This is a genomic window from Streptomyces sulphureus DSM 40104 (assembly GCF_000381025.1).
Lineage (GTDB): Bacteria > Actinomycetota > Actinomycetes > Streptomycetales > Streptomycetaceae > Streptomyces > Streptomyces sulphureus.
In genome coordinates this window covers 1-19,932 of record NZ_KB905814.1, presented here as the reverse complement: position 1 = coordinate 19,932, position 19,932 = coordinate 1, and the positions used below count along the sequence as shown (strand labels likewise).

Below are 19,932 nucleotides of genomic sequence, written 5' to 3'. Positions count from 1 at the left end.
TCGGTCGCGTTGGCCTTGTTGAGCCTCTCAGTGAAACACCCTGTATTCTCGTACGCCGTACGGAAAACACGGGAGGCCATGATGACACAGCGAGCCGACACCCCTGCCCCGACGTCGAGTTGGACGCCGCCCCGTGGGAAACCCCCACGCGCCGCACGGGCGATGAGGGCGACATGGCGCCGCCTCCCCGCCAAGCTGTACGAGGCCGGGTGGGAGCCGGGACTCCCGGTGCCGGGCGCCGACGGCAGCCCGCTCGTCACCGACCACTACTTCCCCCGCGCCGAGGGCGACTTCCCCACTCTCCTGGTGCGCTCGCCGTACGGCAGAGGTCTGCCGTGGTCGCCCATGTACGGCCTCCTCTTCGCCGAACAGGGCTTCCACGTGGTCCTCCAGAGCTGCCGCGGCACCGGTGGTTCGGGTGGCGCGTTCGACCTGTGGCGCAACGAGGTCGCCGACGCCCGGGCGACGGTGGCCTGGCTCCGCGAGCAGCCCTGGTTCGACGGCACCCTCGGGACCGTCGGCCCCAGCTACCTCGCCTACGTGCAGTGGGCGCTCGCTGCCGAGCCGCCGCCCGAACTGAAGGCCATGGTGGTGCAGTTGGGACTGCACGACCCTCACGCCCTCTTCCACGCCGACGGTGTGCTGCGCCTGGAGAACACCCTCTCCGTCGGCGCCGGCCTGACCTACCAGCACAGGGGCGTGCCACGGTTCATGAGGGCGACGCTGCGCCTCCAGCGCCGGCTCCGCGGCGTCGTCGCTGCGCGGCCGCTGCGCGGGGCGTACGTGCCTGCCCTCGGTGGCGAAGTGCCCTGGCTCGACGACGTGATGACGCATCCGGACCCCGACGACGCCTACTGGCACGGCGCTTCGTTGGCCGCATCGGCCGAGCAGCTCGACGTGCCCACCGCCCTGGTCACCGGATGGCACGACGCGCTGCTCGACCAGACCTTGGAGCAGTACGCGCGCCTGCGCCGGTCAGGGTGCGACGCCGCCCTGCTCGTCGGCCCCTGGACGCACACCTCGGCCCTCCAACGGGGGTGGGCCGAGGTGTTCGCCGACAGTCTCGCCTGGCTCCGCGCCCACCTGTCCGGTGACCCTTCGGGTCTCCGTCCCACCAGGGTGCGTGTGCACGTCAGCGGCGAGGACGCGTGGCGGGACCTCGACGACTGGCCCCCGCCCACGGGCGCCGGAGTCTGGTTCCCCGCCCCGCACGGACATCTCACCCAGCAGGCCCCCACCGGCTCCGCGCCTCTGGCGTCCTTCCGGTACGACCCGGACGACCCCACGCCGTCCGTCGGCGGCCCCCTGCTCTCGCCCGCTGCCGGTCCCCGCGACAACGGCGTACTGGAGACCAGGGACGACGTGTTGACGTTCACGGGGCCTCCGCTCACCGAGCCGGTCGACGTCTTGGGCCAGGTCTCCGCACGGTTGAGCGTCTCGACGGACACCGGCCATGCCGCCGTCTTCACCCGTCTGTGCGACGTCGACGCGCAGGGCCGCTCCGTCAACGTCTGCGACGGGTTGGGACAGGTGCGGACCGAGGGGCAGCAACCGTCGCACCGCACCGTGCCGATGAGCTCGACGGCCCATCGCTTCGATGTCGGCCACCGCATACGGTGGCAGCTCAGCGGGGGCGCCCATCCGCGCTTCGCCCGCCACCCCGGAACCGCCGAGTCGCCGGTCGACGCGGCCGACTTCGTGCCGGTACGCCTCACGCTCCACGCCGACTCCGCACTGACGCTGGGTGCGGGTGGCGAGGTGCCGGGGCCAACCGAGCGGGAGTAGGGCACGGCGTTCGGGCGGCCAACTCCCGTTTGCCGCAGTGCGGGTGTGGCTGCGGGGCGTTTGATGTCCGGGGGCGCCGTCCAACGTCGGCGGGCTCGGCCGGGAGCCCTTCCCCCGGGGCGGACCAGGCGTGGCGGGCACGCTCCACCCGCCCGTGCGAAGGTGCGGACGCCTGCCGTCGCGGCCATGCACGGTCGAGGCGCCTTTTCGACGGCGCTGAGGTGGAGGCAAGCGCAGTCGTAGCCGCCCCGCTTGGCGGGCCCCGCAGCGCTCGCTCGCGCGCACTGCACGGCGCTCCAGCGGGTGAACGCACCGCATACTCAGGCGAGTTCACCGGAGAAAGGCAGGACGGTAGCCGTCCCCGACCGTCTACGGGAACCCGTCAGCCGCCGCGAAGCACCGATGCCCTGCCGTCCGACGGACGGCCCCCGCACCGGAGCCGGGCGCCGTTGCGCTCCAGCGCCAACGCCCCTACAACCGCCTCGTCTTGAGGGCCATGTGCAGCAGCAGCCGGTCCTCGCCATCGTCCAGGTCGAGCCCGGTGAGGCGCTCGATGCGGGAGAGGCGGTAGTAGAGGGTCTGCCGGTGGACGCCGAGGGCTGTCGCGGTCCGCGACGCTTGGCCGGCATGGTCGAGGAACACCTCGGCGGTACGGGCGAGTTCGCGGTGCGCGTGGCCGAGGAGCGGGAGTACGGCCGCGTCCTCCGCGTGCCCGGGGTCGAGTTCGGTGAGGAGGCGGTACGGCCCGATCCCGTCCCACTTCGCCACCGGCGAGAACCGCCGCTCCGCACCCGCCGCACGTGCCGCCGCACGCGCCTGACGCCACGCGCCGCGCAACCCCCTCGCGCTCTCGCGCGCTCCGCTCACCCCCGCGCAGGCGCCCGTCGCCCCCGGAGCCTCACCGCACCCCAGCAGCCTCTCCGCCGCCTCCGCCGCCGGGCCCACGTCGGAGGTGCGCAGCCGTACGAGCACGGCGAGCGTTCCGTCGAGCGGGGTGTGGGCGATGAGGTAGGGAACCTGCGCGGGAGCGCGCCCGGCGCTCGGCGCGGGCCACGGCGTCACGGCGACGAGTGCGACGTGGCCCTGCGCCACCGGTCCCAGTGCATGCCGCAGTTCGGCCTCTGCCTCGTCGCGCGCGGCGCCCTCGTCGCCCGTGAGCACGGCCCGCAGCAGCTCGCCCTGCCGCGCTTCGCTCCGGGTGCGTGCCGCGAGGAGTTGGCCGATCCGTGCGGCCGTGCCCATGGCGGCGTCGAGCCGCGGATCGTCGAGGGAGAGCACTCCGTCGTCAAGGAGCCAGATGTACCCGTGGACGACGCCGCTCTCTCGGGCCGGCAGGCAGATCCGCCCGTGGACGACGCCGGCCGACGGGTCGGGCGGGATACGGACGGGGCCCGCGGCGCGGGTGATGCCGAAGCCCTCGAACCAGGTGCGCACCGCCGAACTGGAGCCCCGTTGAAGGATGGAGCGCGTCCGGACGGGATCGAGCGCGGCCTCCGCACCGTCCCCGGGGTGCGCGCCGAAGGCGATCAGCCCGAAGTCCCGCCCCTCCAGCAGCGCGGGCGTGCCGAGCAGGGTGGAGACCCCGTCGATGAGCGTCTGGTAGTCCTCACGCATCCCCGCCTCCTTCTCCGCCGGCCGCGTCCTCCTGCCGCGGTCGTACCGCCGGGCGCTCCTGACATTCTCCTCCACCTGCGTGCCCGATCTCGTACATCTGTCTGAGATCCGGGCCACGGATACGTGACAGGTGTCGATGGCTGCCGACCGGCACGATCCTTAGGTTCTGGGTGGCTCCCGCACCGTCGAGCCGACAGACGCACAACCCGTGGAGGTGCCCGTGCTGGGTCCCGTGCTCCTCGCCGCCGCGCGCAGCGACAGCATCCGCAGAATCGTGGCCGCAGCTCCGGTCACCCGGCCCGTCGTCGACCGCTTCGTTGCGGGCGAGGCGCTCGCACCGGCGATGGAGACGGTCACCTCGCTCACCGACGCCGGAAAGCGGGTGACCCTCGACCACCTCGGCGAGGACATCACAGAACGCAGCGAGGCGTTGGGCAACAGGGACGCCTACCTCCGGCTCGTCGAGGCGCTCGCCGGCACGGGCCTCGGCGACCGCGCGGAGATGTCGGTGAAGCTCTCCGCCTTCGGCCTCGGCCTCACCGACGGGGGCGAGGACCTCGCCTTCGAGAACGTCCTCGCCGTCGTCGAGGCGGCGGCCGAGGCGGGCACCACCGTCACCCTCGACGCCGAGGACCACACCACCATCGACTCGATGCTCGCCGTCCTCGCCGAGCTGCGGAAGCGGTACCCGCAGACGGGCGTCGTGGTGCAGTCCTACCTGTACCGCACCGAGGACGACTGCCGTGCCCTCGCCGGCGCGGGCTCCCGCGTCCGGCTCGTCAAGGGCGCCTACGACGAGCCCGCCTCGGTCGCGTACCAGAGCAAGCACGAGGTCGACCGGGCGTACGTGCGCTGCCTCAAGACCCTCATGGCCGGCAAGGGCTACCCCATGGTCGGCTCGCACGACCCGCGCATGGTCGCCCTCGCGGAGGAACTCGCCGTCCGCAACGGGCGGCAGAGCGACGAGTACGAGTTCCAGATGCTCTACGGCATCCGCACCGAGGAGCAGTCCAGGCTCGTCGCCGACGGCCGCCGCATGCGCGTCTACGTCCCCTACGGCACCGACTGGTACGGCTACTTCATGCGCCGCCTCGCGGAACGTCCCGCCAACGTCGGCTTCTTCCTGCGGTCCCTGGTCACCAGGGGCTGACCCGATCCCCGCCGCCGAGCGGCACACCCACGTAGCGTAGAGAACGCCACACCGGCGAAGGAGAGAACCATGGACGCTGTCACCCAGGTCCCGGCCCCGTACAACGAGCCCCCGCAGACGTACGCCCCGGGGAGCGCCGAGCGCGCGCGGTTGGAGCGCGAGCTCAAGCAGCTCGCCGAGAACCCGATCGAGCTGCCGATGACGATCGACGGCGTACGGCGGATGGGCGGCGGCGAGCGGGTCGACGTCGTGCAGCCGCACCAGCACGCCAAGGCGATCGGCACCTACGCGACGGCCACCCACGCCGACGCGCAGGACGCGATCGACGCCGCGCTCAAGGCCGCTCCCGCCTGGCGCGCTCTTTCCTTCGACGACCGCGCCGCGATCATCCTCAAGGCCGCCGACCTCCTGGCGGGCCCCTGGCGCGAAAAGATCGCCGCCTCCACGATGCTCGGTCAGGGCAAGACGGCGCAGCAGGCGGAGATCGACGCACCCTGCGAACTGATCGACTTCTGGCGCTTCAACGTCCACTTCGCGCGCGAACTCCTCACCGAGCAGCCGCTGGTGCAGCCGAACGGTGTGTGGAACCGGATGGACCACCGCCCGCTGGAGGGCTTCGTCTACGCCGTCACCCCGTTCAACTTCACCGCGATCGCAGGCAACCTGCCGACGGCGCCTGCGCTCATGGGCAACGTCGTCGTCTGGAAGCCGTCGCCGACGCAGACCCACTCCGCCGTGCTGCTCATGGAGTTGCTGGAGGAGGCAGGGATGCCGAAGGGCGTCATCAACCTCGTCACAGGCGACGGCCGGGAGGTCTCCGAGGTCGCGCTTCCGCACCCCGAGCTCGCCGGCATCCACTTCACCGGCTCGACGGCCACCTTCCAGCACCTTTGGAAGTCGGTCGGCGAGAACATCGCCAACTACCGCTCCTACCCGAGGCTCGTCGGCGAGACCGGCGGCAAGGACTTCATCGTCGCGCACCCCTCGGTCGACCCGGCGATCCTCAAGACGGCGATCACGCGGGGCGCGTTCGAGTACCAGGGCCAGAAGTGCTCGGCGGCCTCCCGCGCCTACCTGCCGCGCTCGGTCTGGGAGAGCGGGTTCAAGGACGAGCTCGTCGCGGAGGTCGAGGGGCTCGCGATGGGCGACGTCACCGACCTGTCGAACTTCCTCGGCGCCGTCATCGACGACCGCGCGTTCGCCAAGAACAAGGCGGCGATCGACCGCGCCACGGCCGACCCGTCCTGCGAGATCATCGCCGGCGGTACCTACGACGACAGCGTCGGCTACTTCGTCCGCCCGACGGTGATCGTCTGCTCGGACCCTGCGAACGAGGTCTTCACCGAGGAGTACTTCGGGCCGATCATCGCCGTCCACGTCTACGAGGACGCGGAGTGGGACGCGATGCTCGACCAGATGGAGTCGGCCTCCGGGTACGCGCTCACGGGTGCCGTCCTCGCGCAGGACCGCGCCGTGCTCGCCGAGGCGTCGGAGAAGCTGCGGTTCGCCGCGGGCAACTTCTACCTCAACGACCGCCCGACCGGCTCGATCGTCGGGCAGCAGCCCTTCGGCGGTGCCCGGGCCTCGGGGACCAACGACAAGGCGGGCTCGAAGTTCAACCTGCTGCGCTGGTCCTCGCCGCGGGCGATCAAGGAGACGCGGGTCGCGCCGACCGACTACCGCTACCCGCACATGGACTGACGCCGCCGCGCACCCGGCACGACGGGCCCGGCCCTGCTCCTCGCCTCGGAGCAGGGCCGGGCCCGTCCTCGTGTTCCGCGCGGCTCCGGAGCGGCCAGGGGCGGAGGAGGTGCGTCGTCTCAGATAGTAGGAAGACCGAGTAATTGGCGAGACAGAACGGCTGCGGGCTCCTACATTTGTAGAAGCCGAACGATCTGCTCCATCGAGCTTCCTCGGACGCGGCTCGGCGTCGGCGGGTGATCCCCGCGGCGCCCAATGCCCCCGCGGCTTCCGGCTTTTCCGCCCTCCCATGTGCTCTGCCGCGTGCCACGCGACGGGGCGCCGCCGTGACGGCGTGGAGGACGGCACCCTGAGCGCCTCTTCCCGACTCGTCAGCAGAAGGAGTTGTAAGCCATGGAGACTGCCACCACCACGCCGAGGGCCCGCCGTGTACGTGCGGCGGCGAAGGAGCACGAGGCGGTCCGCCGCAATGCCGCGGCCGCCCTCCAGCGCGCGCTCGACCGCAGGGACAACGGAGGCTCGGCCGGCCACTGAGCCGGGCGGGGGCCGGTGGTCGAACTCCCCTCCCGCTTCCGTGCGTTGAGCCGACGTGTCCAGGATGCGAGCCGGTTGTGTCATGTCATGGGACGAGGAGTAAGGTCCCGGTCATGTCGCGCAGTATCAGCCTCGCAGTGATCCCCGGTGACGGAATCGGCCCGGAGGTCGTCTCCCAGGGCATCAAGGTCCTCACCGCCGCCCTGCCGTCGGACGTGAAGCTGGAGACCGAGGAGTACGACCTCGGCGCCCGCCGCTGGCACGCCACCGGCGAGACGCTCACCGATGCGGAGCTGGAGCGGCTCGCCCGGCACGACGCGCTGCTCCTCGGCGCCATCGGTGACCCGAGCGTCCCCTCGGGCGTCCTGGAGCGCGGGTTGCTGCTGAAGCTGCGCTTCGCCTTCGACCACTACGTCAACCTCCGTCCCTCCAAGCTCTTTCCCAACACCGTCTCGCCGCTGGCGGGCCGCCCGGAGATCGACTTCCTCGTCGTCCGCGAGGGGACGGAGGGCCCGTACGTCGGCAACGGCGGTGCCATCCGGACGGGGACGCCCGCCGAGATCGCCAACGAGGTCAGCGTCAACACCGCCTACGGTGTCGAGCGCGTGGTGCGGGACGCTTACACGCGCGCCGACGCGCGCCCCCGCAAGAAGCTGACGCTCGTCCACAAGAACAACGTGCTCGTGCACGCCGGTCACCTCTGGAAGCGGATCTTCGACAGCGTCGGAGCCGAGTTCCCCGAGGTGACCACCGACTACCTCCACGTCGACGCCGCCACGATCTTCCTCACGACGGACCCCGAGCGCTTCGACGTGATCGTCACCGACAACCTCTTCGGCGACATCCTCACCGACCTCGCCGCCGCCGTCTCGGGCGGTATCGGCCTCGCGGCCTCGGGCAACATCAACCCGTCCCGCGCCTACCCCTCGATGTTCGAGCCGGTCCACGGCTCCGCGCCCGACATCGCCGGCAGCGGCAAGGCAGACCCCACGGCGACGGTCCTCTCCGTCGCGCTGCTCCTGCGCCACCTCGGCTACGAGACCGAGGCCGCCCGCATCGACGAGGCGGTCACCGCCGATCTCGCCGAGCGCGCGGAGACCGTCCGCACCACGGACGAGATCGGTGACGCGCTCGCGGCACGAGTAGCGGGCTAGGCCCGGACTCAACCGCCACCAGCGGCCGGGCCAGGCGCCCGGCCGCTGTGCTGTGCTCGGCCGGGTGCACCTTCCCACACATCGACCGCCATCCCCCCGTCCCCATTTCGGTCCGCACGCGCGATAATCGAACGTGGGCCGCCGACAGGCAGTGCCGGAGCAGCGAGGGCCTGTGGCCCGGAGTCCGGGGGCAGCAAGGGAGCGCGGTCCACACGACACCCAGCGGAGGACGCGCAGATGACGCCCCGAATCGACTTCGAACTCAAGCCCTCGGCCCAGCCGCTGCCCGCGACTGAGCGGGAGGCTGCACTCGCGGAACCAGGCTTCGGCCGGTACTTCACCGACCACATGGTGACGATCAAGTGGACCGAGGGCCGCGGCTGGCACGACGCGCAGTTGGAGCCGTACGCCCCGCTCTCCCTCGACCCGGCGAACAAGACGCTCCACTACGCCCAGTCGATCTTCGAGGGGCTCAAGGCGTACCGCAGGCCCGACGGCTCTGTCGCCGTCTTCAGGCCCGACGCCAACGCCGAGCGGTTCCAACTGAGCGCACGCAGGCTGGCGATGCCCGAACTTCCCGTCGAGACCTTCATCGAGGCGTGCGAGATCCTCGTCGAGCAGGACAGGGAGTGGGTGCCCGGCGTCGGTGAGGAGTCGCTCTACCTGCGGCCCTTCATGTTCGCCAGCGAGGTCGGGCTCGGTGTGGCGCCGGCGCGCGAGTACCTCTTCATGGTGATCGCCTCGCCGTCCGGTGCCTACTTCCCCGGTGGTGTGGAGCCCGTCTCGGTCTGGCTCTCCGAGGACTACGTGCGCGCTGCGCCGGGCGGCACGGGGGAGGCCAAGTGCGCGGGGAACTACGCTGCTTCGCTCGTCGCCCAGGCAGAGGCGGCGCAGCAGGGCTGCGACCAGGTCGTCTGGCTCGACGCGGTGGAGCGGCGCTGGGTCGAGGAGATGGGTGGCATGAACCTCGCCTTCGTCTTCGGCTCCGGTGCGGACGCCAAGGTCGTCACCCCCGAGCTCACGGGCACCCTCCTGCCCGGTATCACGCGGCGGTCCCTGCTCCAGATCGCCGAGGACCTGGGCTACCCGACGGAGGAGCGGCGCATCTCGACCGAGGAGTGGCGGCTCGGCAACGCGGACGGCTCGATCAGCGAGGTCTTCGCCTGCGGCACCGCCGCTGTGATCACGCCTGTCGGCGAGGTGAAGTCGCGCGACCACGCGTGGAAGGTCGGCGACGGCACGGCGGGCCCCGTTTCCATGCAGCTTCGCGAAGCGCTTCTCGGCATCCAGAGCGGCCGGCGCGAGGACGTCCACGGCTGGATGCGCAAGCTCGGTTGAGAGCGGAGCTGCCTGCGGCGCGGTGAGATGGCTCACGCTGCCCGGGGTGTCATGGCGGGCGGGTCCGGCGCACGGGCCCGCCTGCTTCCGCTTCACGGAGGGCGCCGCGGAGTTGTCGGCCGCGGGAGCCTCCTGCCCGTCGGGCTGACCGGATCGTGAGACGCCGTCGATGAGCGGCGAAGAGCGTGCAAAAATCGCAGTGTGCCCATGTACGCCATGATTATCGGCTGGCGCGCCGGTCCGCAGTGACCGCCTGCCGCACCATCTGTGCGGCGACGGAAGCCGTGTCCCAGACCCGCGCGCAGACCTCTCGCACCCGCGAGAGGTTTTTTCGTATCCGCACCACCCGGCGGAGCCGATCGGAGCGCGGGCAGGCGACAAGTGGATCACCATTCCGGACCCTTCACTTCGGTACAGGAGTCGAGAAGCACATGACCACGGATGCCGCTCAGCCGGCGGAGCATCGGCGTCCTCGCCTCGGCGAGGACGCAGCCGCCGCAGATCCCGCCTTCCACGTCTTCGACACCACGCTGCGCGACGGAGCGCAGCGCGAGGGGATCAACCTCACCGTCGCGGACAAGCTCGCCGTCGCCCGCCTCCTGGACGACTACGGCATCGGCTACATCGAGGGTGGCTGGCCGGGGGCCAACCCGCGGGACACGGAGTTCTTCGAGCGCGCGGAGCGCGAGATCGACTTTCGCCACGCCACACTCGTCGCCTTCGGCTCGACGTGCCGCGCGGGTGTGCCCGCCTCGATCGACCCGCAGGTGAAGGCACTCGTCGACTCGGGTGCTCCGGTGGTGACGATCGTCGCCAAGGCGCACGACCGCCACGTCGAACTCGCCCTGCGCACCACGTTGGAGGAGAACCTGCGGATGGTCGGCGAGACCGTCGCCTATCTGCGGGAGAAGGGGCGCCGGGTCTTCGTCGACTGCGAGCACTTCTTCGACGGGTACCAGGCGAACCCGGCCTACGCGGAGCGGGTCGTCACGACGGCGACCGAGGCCGGCGCCGAGGTCGTCGTGCTCTGCGACACCAACGGCGGGACCGTCCCTGCGCAGGTCCAGGCGACGGTGCGCACCGTCGTCGCGGACACCGGGGCGCGGCTCGGCATCCATGCGCAGGACGACATCGGGTGCGCGGTCGCCAACACGCTCGCCGCCGTCGACGGCGGGGCGACCCACGTGCAGTGCACGGCCAACGGGTACGGCGAGCGCGTCGGCAACGCCAACCTCTTCCAGGTCGTGCCCACGCTGGAGCTCAAGTACGACCGGCGGGTCCTCCCGGAGGGCACGCTCGCGGAGACGGCCTGGGTCTCGCACGCCATCGCGGAGGTCGTCAACCTGACTCCGGCCACCCACCAGCCGTACGTGGGGAGTTCGGCCTTCGCGCACAAGGGCGGGCTCCACGCCTCGGCGATCAAGATCGACCCGGACCTCTACCAGCACATCGACCCGGAACTCGTCGGGAACAGCATGCGGATGCTCGTCTCCGACATGGCGGGGAGGGCCTCCGTCGAGCTCAAGGGCAAGGAGCTCGGCTACGACCTCGGCGGGGACCGAGACCTCGTCGGACGGATCGTCGAGCGCGTCAAGGAGCAGGAGCTCAAGGGCTACAGCTACGAGGCGGCCGACGCTTCCTTCGAACTCCTCCTGCGCACGGAGGTGGAGAGGGGCTCGGGGAGCGGGCCCGTGGCCGAGCGGTACTTCCAGCTCGAGTCCTGGCGCACGATCGTCGAGCAGCGCCCCGACGGAGCCCAGGTGAACGAGGCGACGGTGAAGCTCAGGGCCAAGGGCGAGCGCCAGGTCGCCACCGGCGAGGGGAACGGCCCGGTCCACGCGCTCGACCAGGCACTCCGCGTCGGCCTCGAGCGGATCTACCCGGCGCTGGCGCGGCTGGAACTGGTCGACTACAAGGTCCGCATCCTCGAAGGGGCGAAGGGCGCGGCGTCCACCACGCGCGTGCTGATCTCGATGAGCGACGGCTCGGGGGAGTGGTCGACGGTGGGCGTCGCCGACAACGTCATCGCCGCCTCCTGGCAGGCGCTCTCCGAGGGCTGCACCTACGGCCTCCTGCGCGCGGGCGAGGAGCCGCTCGACTGACCGCCGCCCGGCCCGTGCCCCAACCCGGTGCATCAGCCCGGCAGTTGGGGACCGGGCCGCGCTCACCATCCCGTGGCCCCGTCGAGCCGCTCGCGGAGCAGGTCGGCGTGGCCCGCGTGGCGGGCGTACTCGGCGATCATGGCGACCAGGATGCGGCGCAGGGACACCGGCTCGCCGGTGCGCCGGCTCACGCCGGTCTCCTCCAGCGAGGCAGCGGCGACGATCTCCCGCGCGCGGGCGCACTCGGCGCGCCAGGTGTCCAGCGCCTGCTGCGGGTCGCCTGCGAGGGCGTGGAACTCGTGGTCGGGGTCGTCGTCGGTGTAGTAGAGCAGCGGGACGTCCTCGCCGGCGAACTGCACCCGGAACCACCAGCCAGCGTTCGACCGCCGCCAGGTGCCGGACGAGCCCGTGGAGGGAGAGCTCGGAAGGCGGAACGGCGCGTTCGGAGAGGCGTTCGGGCGCGAGACCGCTGCACTTCGCTTCGAAGGTGGCGCGGTGCCAGTCGAGGAAGGCGACGAGGGTCTCGCGCTCGCCGGCCGCCGCGGGGGGTGGTGTGCGCGCGTCGCCGGCGAGGGCGGCGGCGAAGTGTTGCGGTGTGGAGGCGGTCAACTCGGGCTCCTTTGCCTCTCGGCGGTGTCGTCGAGAGCATTGCAGCGACCACTGACATCGCTCGGGCGACGAGGGGGCGCGGGGCGGAGCAGGCCCCGCGCCGGAGTGGAGCGCCGGCCGTCTGCCGCGCGCGAGTACAGTGAGCGTCCCCATTCGCTGTGGGGTCTCCACAGCGACAGAGACACAGGGTGTGCCGCGGACCTGCATCGGGGCGTCTTCGTAACCCGTTGTTGGCCAGTTCTGTCCAGCGGAGCCATGAAACCGCCGCCGAGACTGTACGAATCCGACGACGCTGTGGCGGGCCTGCGTTTCGTAGGGTCTATACATGACCGATCTGCCCGAGCTGTCACCACAGGCGGCGGAGACCACGCCGGAGGCCCCCGAACCGCAGGACACCCGCGGGCGCGTGGCCGAACTGCACGCCATCCGTGAGAAGGCGTATCGGGGCCCGAGCGAGCGGGCCACCGAGACGCAGCACGCCAAGGGGAAACTGACCGCGCGCGAGCGTATCGAGCTGCTGCTCGACGAGGGCAGCTTCCACGAGGTGGAAACCCTGCGCCGGCACCGCGCCACCGGGTTCGGCCTGGAGGAGAAGAAGCCGCACACCGACGGTGTGATCACCGGGTGGGGAACCGTGCACGGGCGGACGGTCTTCGTCTACGCGCACGACTTCCGCATCTTCGGCGGTGCGCTGGGCGAGGCGCACGCCGCGAAGATCCACAAGATCATGGACAAGGCGATCGCCGCGGGAGCGCCGCTCGTCTCGCTCAACGACGGTGCAGGCGCGCGTATTCAGGAGGGCGTCTCCGCGCTCGCGGGGTACGGCGGCATCTTCCAGCGCAACACCAAGGCGTCGGGCGTGATCCCGCAGATCTCGGTGATGCTCGGCCCGTGTGCCGGTGGCGCCGCCTACAGCCCCGCGCTCACCGACTTCGTCTTCATGGTCCGCGACACCTCGCAGATGTTCATCACGGGCCCTGACGTGGTCCAGGCGGTGACGGGCGCGGAGGTCACCCAGAACGCGCTCGGCGGGGCCGACGTGCACGCGGAGACGTCGGGTGTGTGCCACTTCGCCTACGACGACGAGGAGACCTGCCTGGAGGAGGTGCGCTACCTCCTTTCGCTGCTCCCGCAGAACAACCGCGAGAACCCTCCCTCCGAGGAGCCGGCCGACCCGGCCGACCGCCGCGGCGAAGGCCTTTACGACCTGGTCCCCGCCGACGGCAACCGCCCCTACGACATGCGCAAGGTGATCGAGGAGCTCGTCGACGAGGGGGAGTTCCTCGAGGTGCACGAGCGCTGGGCGCGCAACATCATCGTCTGCCTGGCGCGGATGGACGGCGAGGTCGTCGGCATCGTCGCCAACCAACCGCAGTCGCTCGCCGGTGTGTTGGACATCGAGGCGTCGGAGAAGGCCGCCCGCTTCGTCCAGATGTGCGACGCCTTCAACATTCCGATCCTCACCTTCCTCGACGTCCCCGGCTTCCTTCCGGGCGTCGACCAGGAGCACGGCGGCATCATCCGCCACGGCGCCAAGCTCCTCTACGCGTACTGCAACGCGACGGTGCCCCGGATCTCCGTGGTGCTGCGCAAGGCGTACGGGGGCGCCTACATCGTGATGGACTCGCAGACCATCGGCGCCGACCTGACGTACGCCTGGCCGACCAACGAGATCGCGGTGATGGGCGCGGAGGGTGCGGCGAACGTGATCTTCCGCAAGCAGATCGCGGGCGCGGACGACCCCGAGGCGATGCGGCAGCGGATGGTCAAGGAGTACAAGTCCGAGCTCATGCACCCCTATTACGCGGCCGAGCGCGGCCTCGTCGACGACGTCATCGACCCGGCGGAGACGAGAGAGGTACTCGTCGCGTCCCTCGCGATGCTCCGCAGCAAGCACGCCGACCTGCCCGCGCGGAAGCACGGCAACCCGCCCCAGTGAGGCGCAATGCGCTTCTGCGGGAGCCCGGCTCCGCCGAGAAGACTGAGAACCGACGCACGGGAAGAAGAGAGGAAACCGTGGACTCCGACAGTTCGCTTACCGCAGGCAGTCACCCGATCCGGGTGGAGAAGGGCAACGCCAGCGAGGAGGAACTCGCCGCCGTCACCGCCCTGTTGATGGCCCGTGCCACGAGCGCGCACCGAGCGCCCGCCACCACGCGTCCGCACCGTGCCAGCAAGGCCGGCTGGCGGCGCCTCGACCGGCAGCACGGGTTTCGCGCGCCGCACAGTTGGCAGGGCTGACGGCGCCTCGGGTGACGCGAAAGGGGCGGCGTTTCCGACCACCAAGGTCGGGCGCGCCGCCCCTTTTCCGTGCCGGTGCGCGGAGGCGCCTCGGGCGCTTCACTCAACCGAGCGGCTCCGCACGGGCGTTCAGTCTGCGGGGGAGTCCACCAGGGTGGTGCGCCGGGGGTTCGCGGTTGCACTCGGGAGGGGAGCCTCCTCGCCGTTCTGCTCGGACTCGCGGACTGCCTGCGTGGTGAGATCGTCGGCGTCCTCGAGGTGAGCGAGGGTGGTGCGGCGGGGGTTGGCTATGCTCCTGTGGCTGCTGGTGGACTTCACGTCTGCCCTTACCTCACTGACTGCTCGGCACTTGTGGATCTGCTACTCGCTGTGAACGCCGAGGGTAGGCCCGCCGTTCCCTACCGACGCGTGAGCTAGGCCACGATCATCCTGTGAGTTTGCTCACCGAGTGATGAACGAAGGCCGCCCGCAAGGCATTTCGGGCACGCGGCATAGCGGACAATGCTCGTCATCGTGAGCTTGTGCGCGCAGTTCGCGTCAGTGAGGCGGAGCGCTCCGCTGTTCGCCTCGTAGGGAAAAGTCCGGTATTTCGAGCACTGCTCGGCACGTGTAGTGACCCGACGTGCGCGAAGCGTCATGCGGCTCCGCGGGTTTTCCACAGCCCTTGTTGGAGATCCGGCACTGTGCTGGAATTCCACGGACCGCCGCAGGACGACAGCCGGCGCGCACAGGCGCTCAACCAGCGCCGCGCGGCGGTCGGGTGGGGCGCGCCGGTCATTCACGACCGCCAAGGGGGGATGTCCCCCCGTGACTCGATACCGTCCCGCCGTCCACGCGGCAGGACGCCTGGTCCAGAGGTTGCGACGCTAGTGCAGGGACGTTTCAAGAGGGATGGCAACGCCGAGGGGAAAGCGGAGTCGGGCAGTTCGTCCGACGCCGCCGCCCAGCGTGCCCAGGAGAGCGGTCCCGCTGCCGCCGTTCACGACGTAGACGGCTCCAGAGACAAGGACCGCGGTAAGGGCGAGGGAGCAGGGAAGGCCCCGACCGGCCCCGGCTCCAGAATCCGCATGCGCAACTGGCGCATCAGCACCCGCCTCGTCTCCCTGCTCGCCCTCCCCGTCGTGGCCGCCACCACCCTCGGCGCCCTGCGCATCGGCGACTCCCTCGACAACGTCGACCAGCTCGACAACATGAAGCGCCTGACCGAAATGACGGAGCAGGCAACGGCGTTGGCAGCCGCACTCCAGGAGGAGCGGGACCGCTCGGCCGGTCCCCTGGTGGGTACGGGCAACGCCAAGGACGACTGGGTCGTCGCGCCCCGCGAGGAGACCGACCGCGCCTTCCAGTCGTTCAAGGAAGCCACCGGCGACATCGACGGCAGCGACAAGGTGATGGCCGGGGTCCAGTCCACCGTCCTGGACATCACCCGTCAGCTAACCGACATCAACGACATCCGTGACCGCGCGTACGACAACGACGCCTACGTCTCGCAGACGGTCAACAGCTACAACCAGCTCATCGAGTCGCTCCTCTCGCTCTCCCAGGACATGGCCCAGGCGACGAGCAACCCGGAGATGATCCAGTCCACGCGTGCGCTCGCGGCCTTCTCCAGCGCCAAGGAGTACGCGTCCATCCAGCGTGCCGTCATCTCGGCCGGCCTCGCGCGCAGCGGCGGCCCGCAGCTTTCGGAGAGCGACCGCCTCTACGCCCGCACGGCGGCGGACAGCGAGAAGGCCCAACTCACCAGCTTCAGCCAGATCTACGGTGACGACAAGGCGTCGGACCTCACCAAGCCGCTCAACGGTGGGAACGTCAACATCACCACCGCGGACAAGTACCGCGATCGCGTGCTGCAGAACAGCGGAGCCATCAAGGAGCAGTACCGCTCCTACCCGGACTGGTTCGACCAGGACCGCTCCAAGATCGACGAGATGGCGAAGATCGAGGCCAGCCTCCTCTCCCAGATGGAGCAGCAGGCGCGCGAACTCCGCTCCGACGCCCAGGGGTCGGCGTTCCTCAACGGCGCCATCATCCTTCTGGTCCTCGGCATCTCGCTCGTCGGCGCCTTCGTCGTGGCGCGCTCCATGGTGCGCTCGCTGCGCCGCCTCCAGGACACCGCCCAGGACGTTGCGCGTGAGCGCCTGCCTGAGCTGGTCCGCCAGATGTCGGAGGCCGAGCCGCAGGACGTCGACACCTCCGTCGAGTCCGTCGGTGTCCACACCCGGGACGAGATCGGCCGGGTCGCGGCCGCGTTCGACGACGTCCACCGCGAGGCCGTCCGCCTCGCAGGCGAACAGGCGCTGTTGCGGGGGAACGTCAACGCGATGTTCACCAACCTCTCGCGGCGGAGCCAGGGCCTCATCCAGCGCCAGCTCTCGCTCATCTCCGAGTTGGAGTCCCGCGAGGCCGACCCGGACCAGCTCTCCTCCCTCTTCAAGCTCGACCACCTCGCCACCCGCATGCGGCGCAACGGTGAGAACCTCCTCGTCCTCGCCGGCGAGGAGCCGGGCCGTCGCTGGACGCGTCCGGTCCCGCTCGTCGACGTCCTGCGTGCAGCGGCTTCCGAGGTGGAGCAGTACGAGCGCATCGAGCTGAGCTCCGTCCCGGCGACCGAAGTCACCGGGCGAGTCGTCAACGACCTCGTCCATCTCCTCGCCGAGCTGCTGGAGAACGCCACCTCGTTCTCCTCCCCGCAGACCAAGGTGAAGGTCACGGGCCACGCACTCCCCGACGGACGCGTCCTCGTGGAGATCCACGACACCGGTATCGGCCTCTCGCCCGAGGACCTCTCGTCGATCAACGAGCGGCTCGCCAACCCGCCGACGGTCGACGTCTCCGTCTCCCGCCGCATGGGCCTCTTCGTCGTCGGCCGCCTCTCCCTCCGGCACGGCATCCGCATACAGCTCCGTCCCTCGGACTCCGGCGGTACCACCGCGCTCGTGATGCTCCCTGTCGACGTCGCACAGGGCGGCGCGAACAAGGGCAAGCCGGGCGCAGGTCCCCGCGGTCCCGGTGGCGGGCGTCCGCCCAAGGGCAGCGGCCTCGCCGCGGCCCTCCAGCGCGAACCGCAGGGCGGTCCCGGTGGCGGGAAGCTCGGTGGCGGTCCGTCGCGCGGGCAGGTCGCGGGCGGCGGGCCGCGTCCCGCACTGCCGGGCAGCGGCGGCGAGGAGTCGGGTGCCGGCAACCTCTTCGGCGCACCGCCCGTGGGCCGCAGCGGCTTCGGGCAGGGCCCGCAGGGCCCCCGGACGCCGTCCGCCCCCGGCGGCCGTACGTCGCCGCCGCTGCCGAGCCGGGGCAACCCGGCCGAGCTCACCGGAGGCGGGCCGTCGTCCGGACGTCAAGGTCCTGGTGACACGGGTCAGTTCCCTGCCGTTCCGCCGCAGGGCGGTCCTGGTGACACGGGTCAGTTCCCTGCCGTTCCGCCGCAGGGCGGTCCTGGTGACACGGGCCAGTTCCCTGCCGTCCCGCCGTACGGCGGTCCCGGCGACACTGGGCAGTTCCCCGCCGTCGGCGGCGACCCCCAGCAGGGCGGCCCCGAAGGCGGACGCCAAAACCCCGGCCGCACCGGCGAGTTCGCGGCACCGCCGCAGGACGGACGTGCCGGGCACGGTCCGGGGCAGACGGGCGAGTTCACGCGACCGAGCGACACCGCTCAGTTCCCCGCCGTGGCGCCGCAGCGCGGCCCCGGCGACACCGGCGCGTTTGTGAGGCCGGACGCCGGTGAGCGCAACGCCGAGCAGCAGCGCCCGAGTTGGGCGGCCGGACAGCAGGCCCCCACCGAAGACCTCCCGCGTGGCCACGACGAACACGAGGCCACCGGCGAGTACGCACAACCCGGTTTCACCGGGGCCTCAAGCGGCGGCGCCGCCGGTCCCGGCGGGACGGGGCAGTTCCCCGCGCTTCCCCGGCGGGGCGAGGAGAACGCGCCCCAGCAGCAGCAGCACCAGCAACAACAGGCGCACGCGGCACCGGAGTACGGCATACCCGCCGTTCCTCCGGCACCTGATGATGCCCCGACCCCCATCTTCGCCTCGATGGAGTCGAACTGGTTCCGCAGTGCGGGGCCGTCGGCGCGTGCCCCTTTCCCCCCACAGCAGACTCAGGCGCAGCAGCCACCAGCTCAGGCGCCGCAGCAGTCAGCGGACATCCCTCCGCGCTCGCCTCAGGCGCCCACCCCGCGCCCGGATCAGCCGGCATCCGCCGTACCTCCGCAGCCACAGCCCGTTCAGGGTCCGCCGCAGGACGGCTCCGACACCGGCTCCCACTGGGGAGCCTCGCCGAACGACGAGCGGTGGCGCCGTGCCGAACAGGTGCGCCAGCCGTCCGCCGGGGGAGTCACCACGTCGGGCCTGCCGCGGCGGGTGCCCCGTGCCAACCTGGTCGCGGGTACCGCCCAACAGCAGTCGTCCGCACAGCAGCCGGGACCGCAGGTCTCGCGTGCGCCGGACGACGTACGCGGCCGGCTGACCAATCTCCGTCGCGGCATCCAGCAGGGCCGGCAGGCCGGCACGGATGGGCGCGGCATTGGCCCCACTTACCAGCAGGAGCGTTAGTTGAGTCCGATGAGCCAGGCGGCGCAAAATCTGAACTGGTTGATCACCAACTTTGTGGAGAACACCCCAGGGGTGTCGCACACGGTGGTGGTCTCTGCCGACGGGCTTCTGCTTGCGATGTCCGAGGGCTTTCCGCGCGACCGTGCCGACCAACTGGCGGCGGTCGCTTCAGGATTGACCTCGCTCACCGCCGGCGCCTCCCGCATCTTCGAAGGCGGTGGTGTCAACCAGACGGTGGTGGAGATGGAGCGCGGCTTCCTCTTCATCATGTCGATCTCGGACGGTTCTTCACTCGCCGTCCTTGCGCACCCGGAGGCCGACATCGGCCTCATCGGGTACGAGATGGCCCTGCTCGTCGACCGTGCTGGAACAGTACTCACTCCAGACGTGCGAGCGGAACTGCAGGGCAGCATTCTCAACTGATCTTGCACGCTCCCCCCACATGAGCACCACAGCCCGCACCTTGCCCTTATCTCACTGATCCCTCTCTCGGAGGAGACATGACCCCGCCGCCCGCTTCACCCGACCCGTACGGTGCGAACCAGCAGGCACCGTTCGGGGGCGAAGGCGACCAACCCCTGGTACGTCCCTACGCCATGACGGGCGGCCGCACCCGGCCGCGCTACCAACTCGCGATCGAGGCGCTGGTGAGCACCAGCGCAGATCCGGCGCAGTTGCAGGGTCTGCTCCCCGAGCACCAGCGGATCTGCCATCTGTGCCTTGAGGTGAAATCGGTTGCCGAGGTCTCGGCGTTGCTCGCAATACCGCTGGGGGTGGCCCGGATTCTCGTCGCCGACCTCGCCGAGGCCGGGATGGTGGCGATCCATCAGCCCGGCGGCGGCACCGACCCCGGTGGCGCTCCAGACGTGACCTTGCTCGAAAGGGTGCTCAGTGGACTTCGCAAGCTCTAGCCCGCAGACGGGGATCGGTCAGATGGGCCACCCCGGCCAGGCGCCCGGTGTGCCGCAGCAGGCCGACCAGTTCGTCGGCGACGTGCCCGCCGGCGGCCGTTCGACCACCTCCGCGAAGATCGTGGTGGCGGGCGGTTTCGGCGTGGGCAAGACGACCTTCGTCGGCGCGGTCTCGGAGATCAACCCGCTGCGCACCGAGGCGGTGATGACCTCGGCGTCGGCCGGGATCGACGACCTCAC

14 protein-coding genes and 2 pseudogenes are annotated in these 19,932 nt (G+C 70.8%); 13 read left to right on the top strand and 3 right to left on the bottom strand.

All coding sequences use genetic code 11. The annotated features are described in order from the left end of the window. Positions 1 to 162: 162 nt before the first annotated feature. Positions 163 to 1,785, top strand: a complete 1,623-nt coding sequence (locus F603_RS0104395) for a CocE/NonD family hydrolase (protein ID WP_019544803.1) — start codon at positions 163 to 165, stop codon at positions 1,783 to 1,785. Between the two features lie 471 nt (positions 1,786 to 2,256). On the opposite strand, the gene F603_RS0104390 is transcribed toward F603_RS0104395, so the two are convergent. Then, positions 2,257 to 3,399, bottom strand: coding sequence for a PucR family transcriptional regulator (locus F603_RS0104390; protein WP_019544802.1), 1,143 nt, complete (start codon positions 3,397 to 3,399; stop codon positions 2,257 to 2,259). A 220-nt stretch (positions 3,400 to 3,619) separates the two neighbouring features. Here F603_RS0104390 and F603_RS0104385 point away from each other — a divergent pair, with 220 nt between their 5' ends. The 6 genes from F603_RS0104385 to cimA all read left to right on the top strand — a co-directional run bounded on the left by F603_RS0104385 (position 3,620) and on the right by cimA (position 11,378). Beyond that, the gene (locus tag F603_RS0104385) at positions 3,620 to 4,549 is read left to right on the top strand and encodes a proline dehydrogenase family protein (RefSeq protein ID WP_019544801.1); all 930 of its coding nucleotides are present in this window, start codon (positions 3,620 to 3,622) and stop codon (positions 4,547 to 4,549) included. A gap of 69 nt (positions 4,550 to 4,618) precedes the next feature. Next, positions 4,619 to 6,250: an L-glutamate gamma-semialdehyde dehydrogenase gene (gene pruA, locus F603_RS0104380; protein WP_019544800.1), complete on the top strand. Its 1,632-nt coding sequence runs from the start codon at positions 4,619 to 4,621 to the stop codon at positions 6,248 to 6,250. Between the two features lie 393 nt (positions 6,251 to 6,643). Next, positions 6,644 to 6,784, top strand: coding sequence for a hypothetical protein (locus F603_RS35315; RefSeq protein ID WP_019544799.1), 141 nt, complete (start codon positions 6,644 to 6,646; stop codon positions 6,782 to 6,784). Between the two features lie 113 nt (positions 6,785 to 6,897). Then, a complete protein-coding gene (locus F603_RS0104370) occupies positions 6,898 to 7,938 on the top strand; it encodes a 3-isopropylmalate dehydrogenase (protein ID WP_019544798.1) in 1,041 nt (346 codons plus the stop codon). A 237-nt stretch (positions 7,939 to 8,175) separates the two neighbouring features. After that, positions 8,176 to 9,276: a branched-chain amino acid aminotransferase gene (locus F603_RS0104365; protein ID WP_019544797.1), complete on the top strand. Its 1,101-nt coding sequence runs from the start codon at positions 8,176 to 8,178 to the stop codon at positions 9,274 to 9,276. Positions 9,277 to 9,707: 431 nt separating this feature from the next. Continuing rightward, the gene (gene cimA / locus F603_RS0104360; protein ID WP_019544796.1) at positions 9,708 to 11,378 is read left to right on the top strand and encodes a citramalate synthase; all 1,671 of its coding nucleotides are present in this window, start codon (positions 9,708 to 9,710) and stop codon (positions 11,376 to 11,378) included. A 62-nt stretch (positions 11,379 to 11,440) separates the two neighbouring features. On the opposite strand, the pseudogene F603_RS31555 reads toward cimA, so the two are convergent. Next, positions 11,441 to 11,987: pseudogene (locus F603_RS31555) on the bottom strand (DinB family protein). A gap of 325 nt (positions 11,988 to 12,312) precedes the next feature. Here F603_RS31555 and F603_RS0104350 point away from each other — a divergent pair. Together F603_RS0104350 and F603_RS0104345 are read left to right on the top strand one after the other, a co-directional pair. After that, positions 12,313 to 13,926: an acyl-CoA carboxylase subunit beta gene (locus F603_RS0104350; RefSeq protein ID WP_019544794.1), complete on the top strand. Its 1,614-nt coding sequence runs from the start codon at positions 12,313 to 12,315 to the stop codon at positions 13,924 to 13,926. Positions 13,927 to 14,003: 77 nt separating this feature from the next. Next, on the top strand, positions 14,004 to 14,228 hold the full coding sequence (locus F603_RS0104345; RefSeq protein WP_019544793.1) for an acyl-CoA carboxylase subunit epsilon: 225 nt from the start codon (positions 14,004 to 14,006) through the stop codon (positions 14,226 to 14,228). Between the two features lie 129 nt (positions 14,229 to 14,357). Here the strand turns inward: F603_RS0104345 and F603_RS0104340 are convergent, their stop codons facing one another. Beyond that, entirely contained in the window at positions 14,358 to 14,546 is a 189-nt protein-coding gene (locus tag F603_RS0104340; RefSeq protein ID WP_019544792.1) for a hypothetical protein, read from the bottom strand. 551 nt (positions 14,547 to 15,097) lie between these two features. On the opposite strand from F603_RS0104340, the gene F603_RS0104335 reads away from it, so the two are divergent. From F603_RS0104335 to F603_RS31550, 4 genes and pseudogenes are all read left to right on the top strand, one after another. Then, positions 15,098 to 18,781, top strand: a complete 3,684-nt coding sequence (locus F603_RS0104335; RefSeq protein WP_026328137.1) for a sensor histidine kinase — start codon at positions 15,098 to 15,100, stop codon at positions 18,779 to 18,781. A gap of 9 nt (positions 18,782 to 18,790) precedes the next feature. Then, positions 18,791 to 19,204: a roadblock/LC7 domain-containing protein gene (locus F603_RS0104330; protein ID WP_019544790.1), complete on the top strand. Its 414-nt coding sequence runs from the start codon at positions 18,791 to 18,793 to the stop codon at positions 19,202 to 19,204. A 77-nt stretch (positions 19,205 to 19,281) separates the two neighbouring features. Continuing rightward, a complete protein-coding gene (locus F603_RS0104325; RefSeq protein ID WP_019544789.1) occupies positions 19,282 to 19,692 on the top strand; it encodes a DUF742 domain-containing protein in 411 nt (136 codons plus the stop codon). Between the two features lie 22 nt (positions 19,693 to 19,714). Then, positions 19,715 to 19,932: pseudogene (locus F603_RS31550) on the top strand (ATP/GTP-binding protein); the annotation flags it as partial.

Bases quoted from the DNA above. Each gene is read 5' to 3' on its own strand.
- F603_RS0104395 (WP_019544803.1), top strand. From the start codon at position 163: ATGAGGGCGACATGGCGCCGCCTCCCCGCCAAGCTGTACGAGGCCGGG.
- F603_RS0104390 (WP_019544802.1), bottom strand. From the start codon at position 3,399: ATGCGTGAGGACTACCAGACGCTCATCGACGGGGTCTCCACCCTGCTC.
- pruA (WP_019544800.1), top strand. From the start codon at position 4,619: ATGGACGCTGTCACCCAGGTCCCGGCCCCGTACAACGAGCCCCCGCAG.
- F603_RS35315 (WP_019544799.1), top strand. From the start codon at position 6,644: ATGGAGACTGCCACCACCACGCCGAGGGCCCGCCGTGTACGTGCGGCG.
- F603_RS0104370 (WP_019544798.1), top strand. From the start codon at position 6,898: ATGTCGCGCAGTATCAGCCTCGCAGTGATCCCCGGTGACGGAATCGGC.
- F603_RS0104365 (WP_019544797.1), top strand. From the start codon at position 8,176: ATGACGCCCCGAATCGACTTCGAACTCAAGCCCTCGGCCCAGCCGCTG.
- cimA (WP_019544796.1), top strand. From the start codon at position 9,708: ATGACCACGGATGCCGCTCAGCCGGCGGAGCATCGGCGTCCTCGCCTC.
- F603_RS0104350 (WP_019544794.1), top strand. From the start codon at position 12,313: ATGACCGATCTGCCCGAGCTGTCACCACAGGCGGCGGAGACCACGCCG.
- F603_RS0104330 (WP_019544790.1), top strand. From the start codon at position 18,791: ATGAGCCAGGCGGCGCAAAATCTGAACTGGTTGATCACCAACTTTGTG.
- F603_RS0104325 (WP_019544789.1), top strand. From the start codon at position 19,282: ATGACCCCGCCGCCCGCTTCACCCGACCCGTACGGTGCGAACCAGCAG.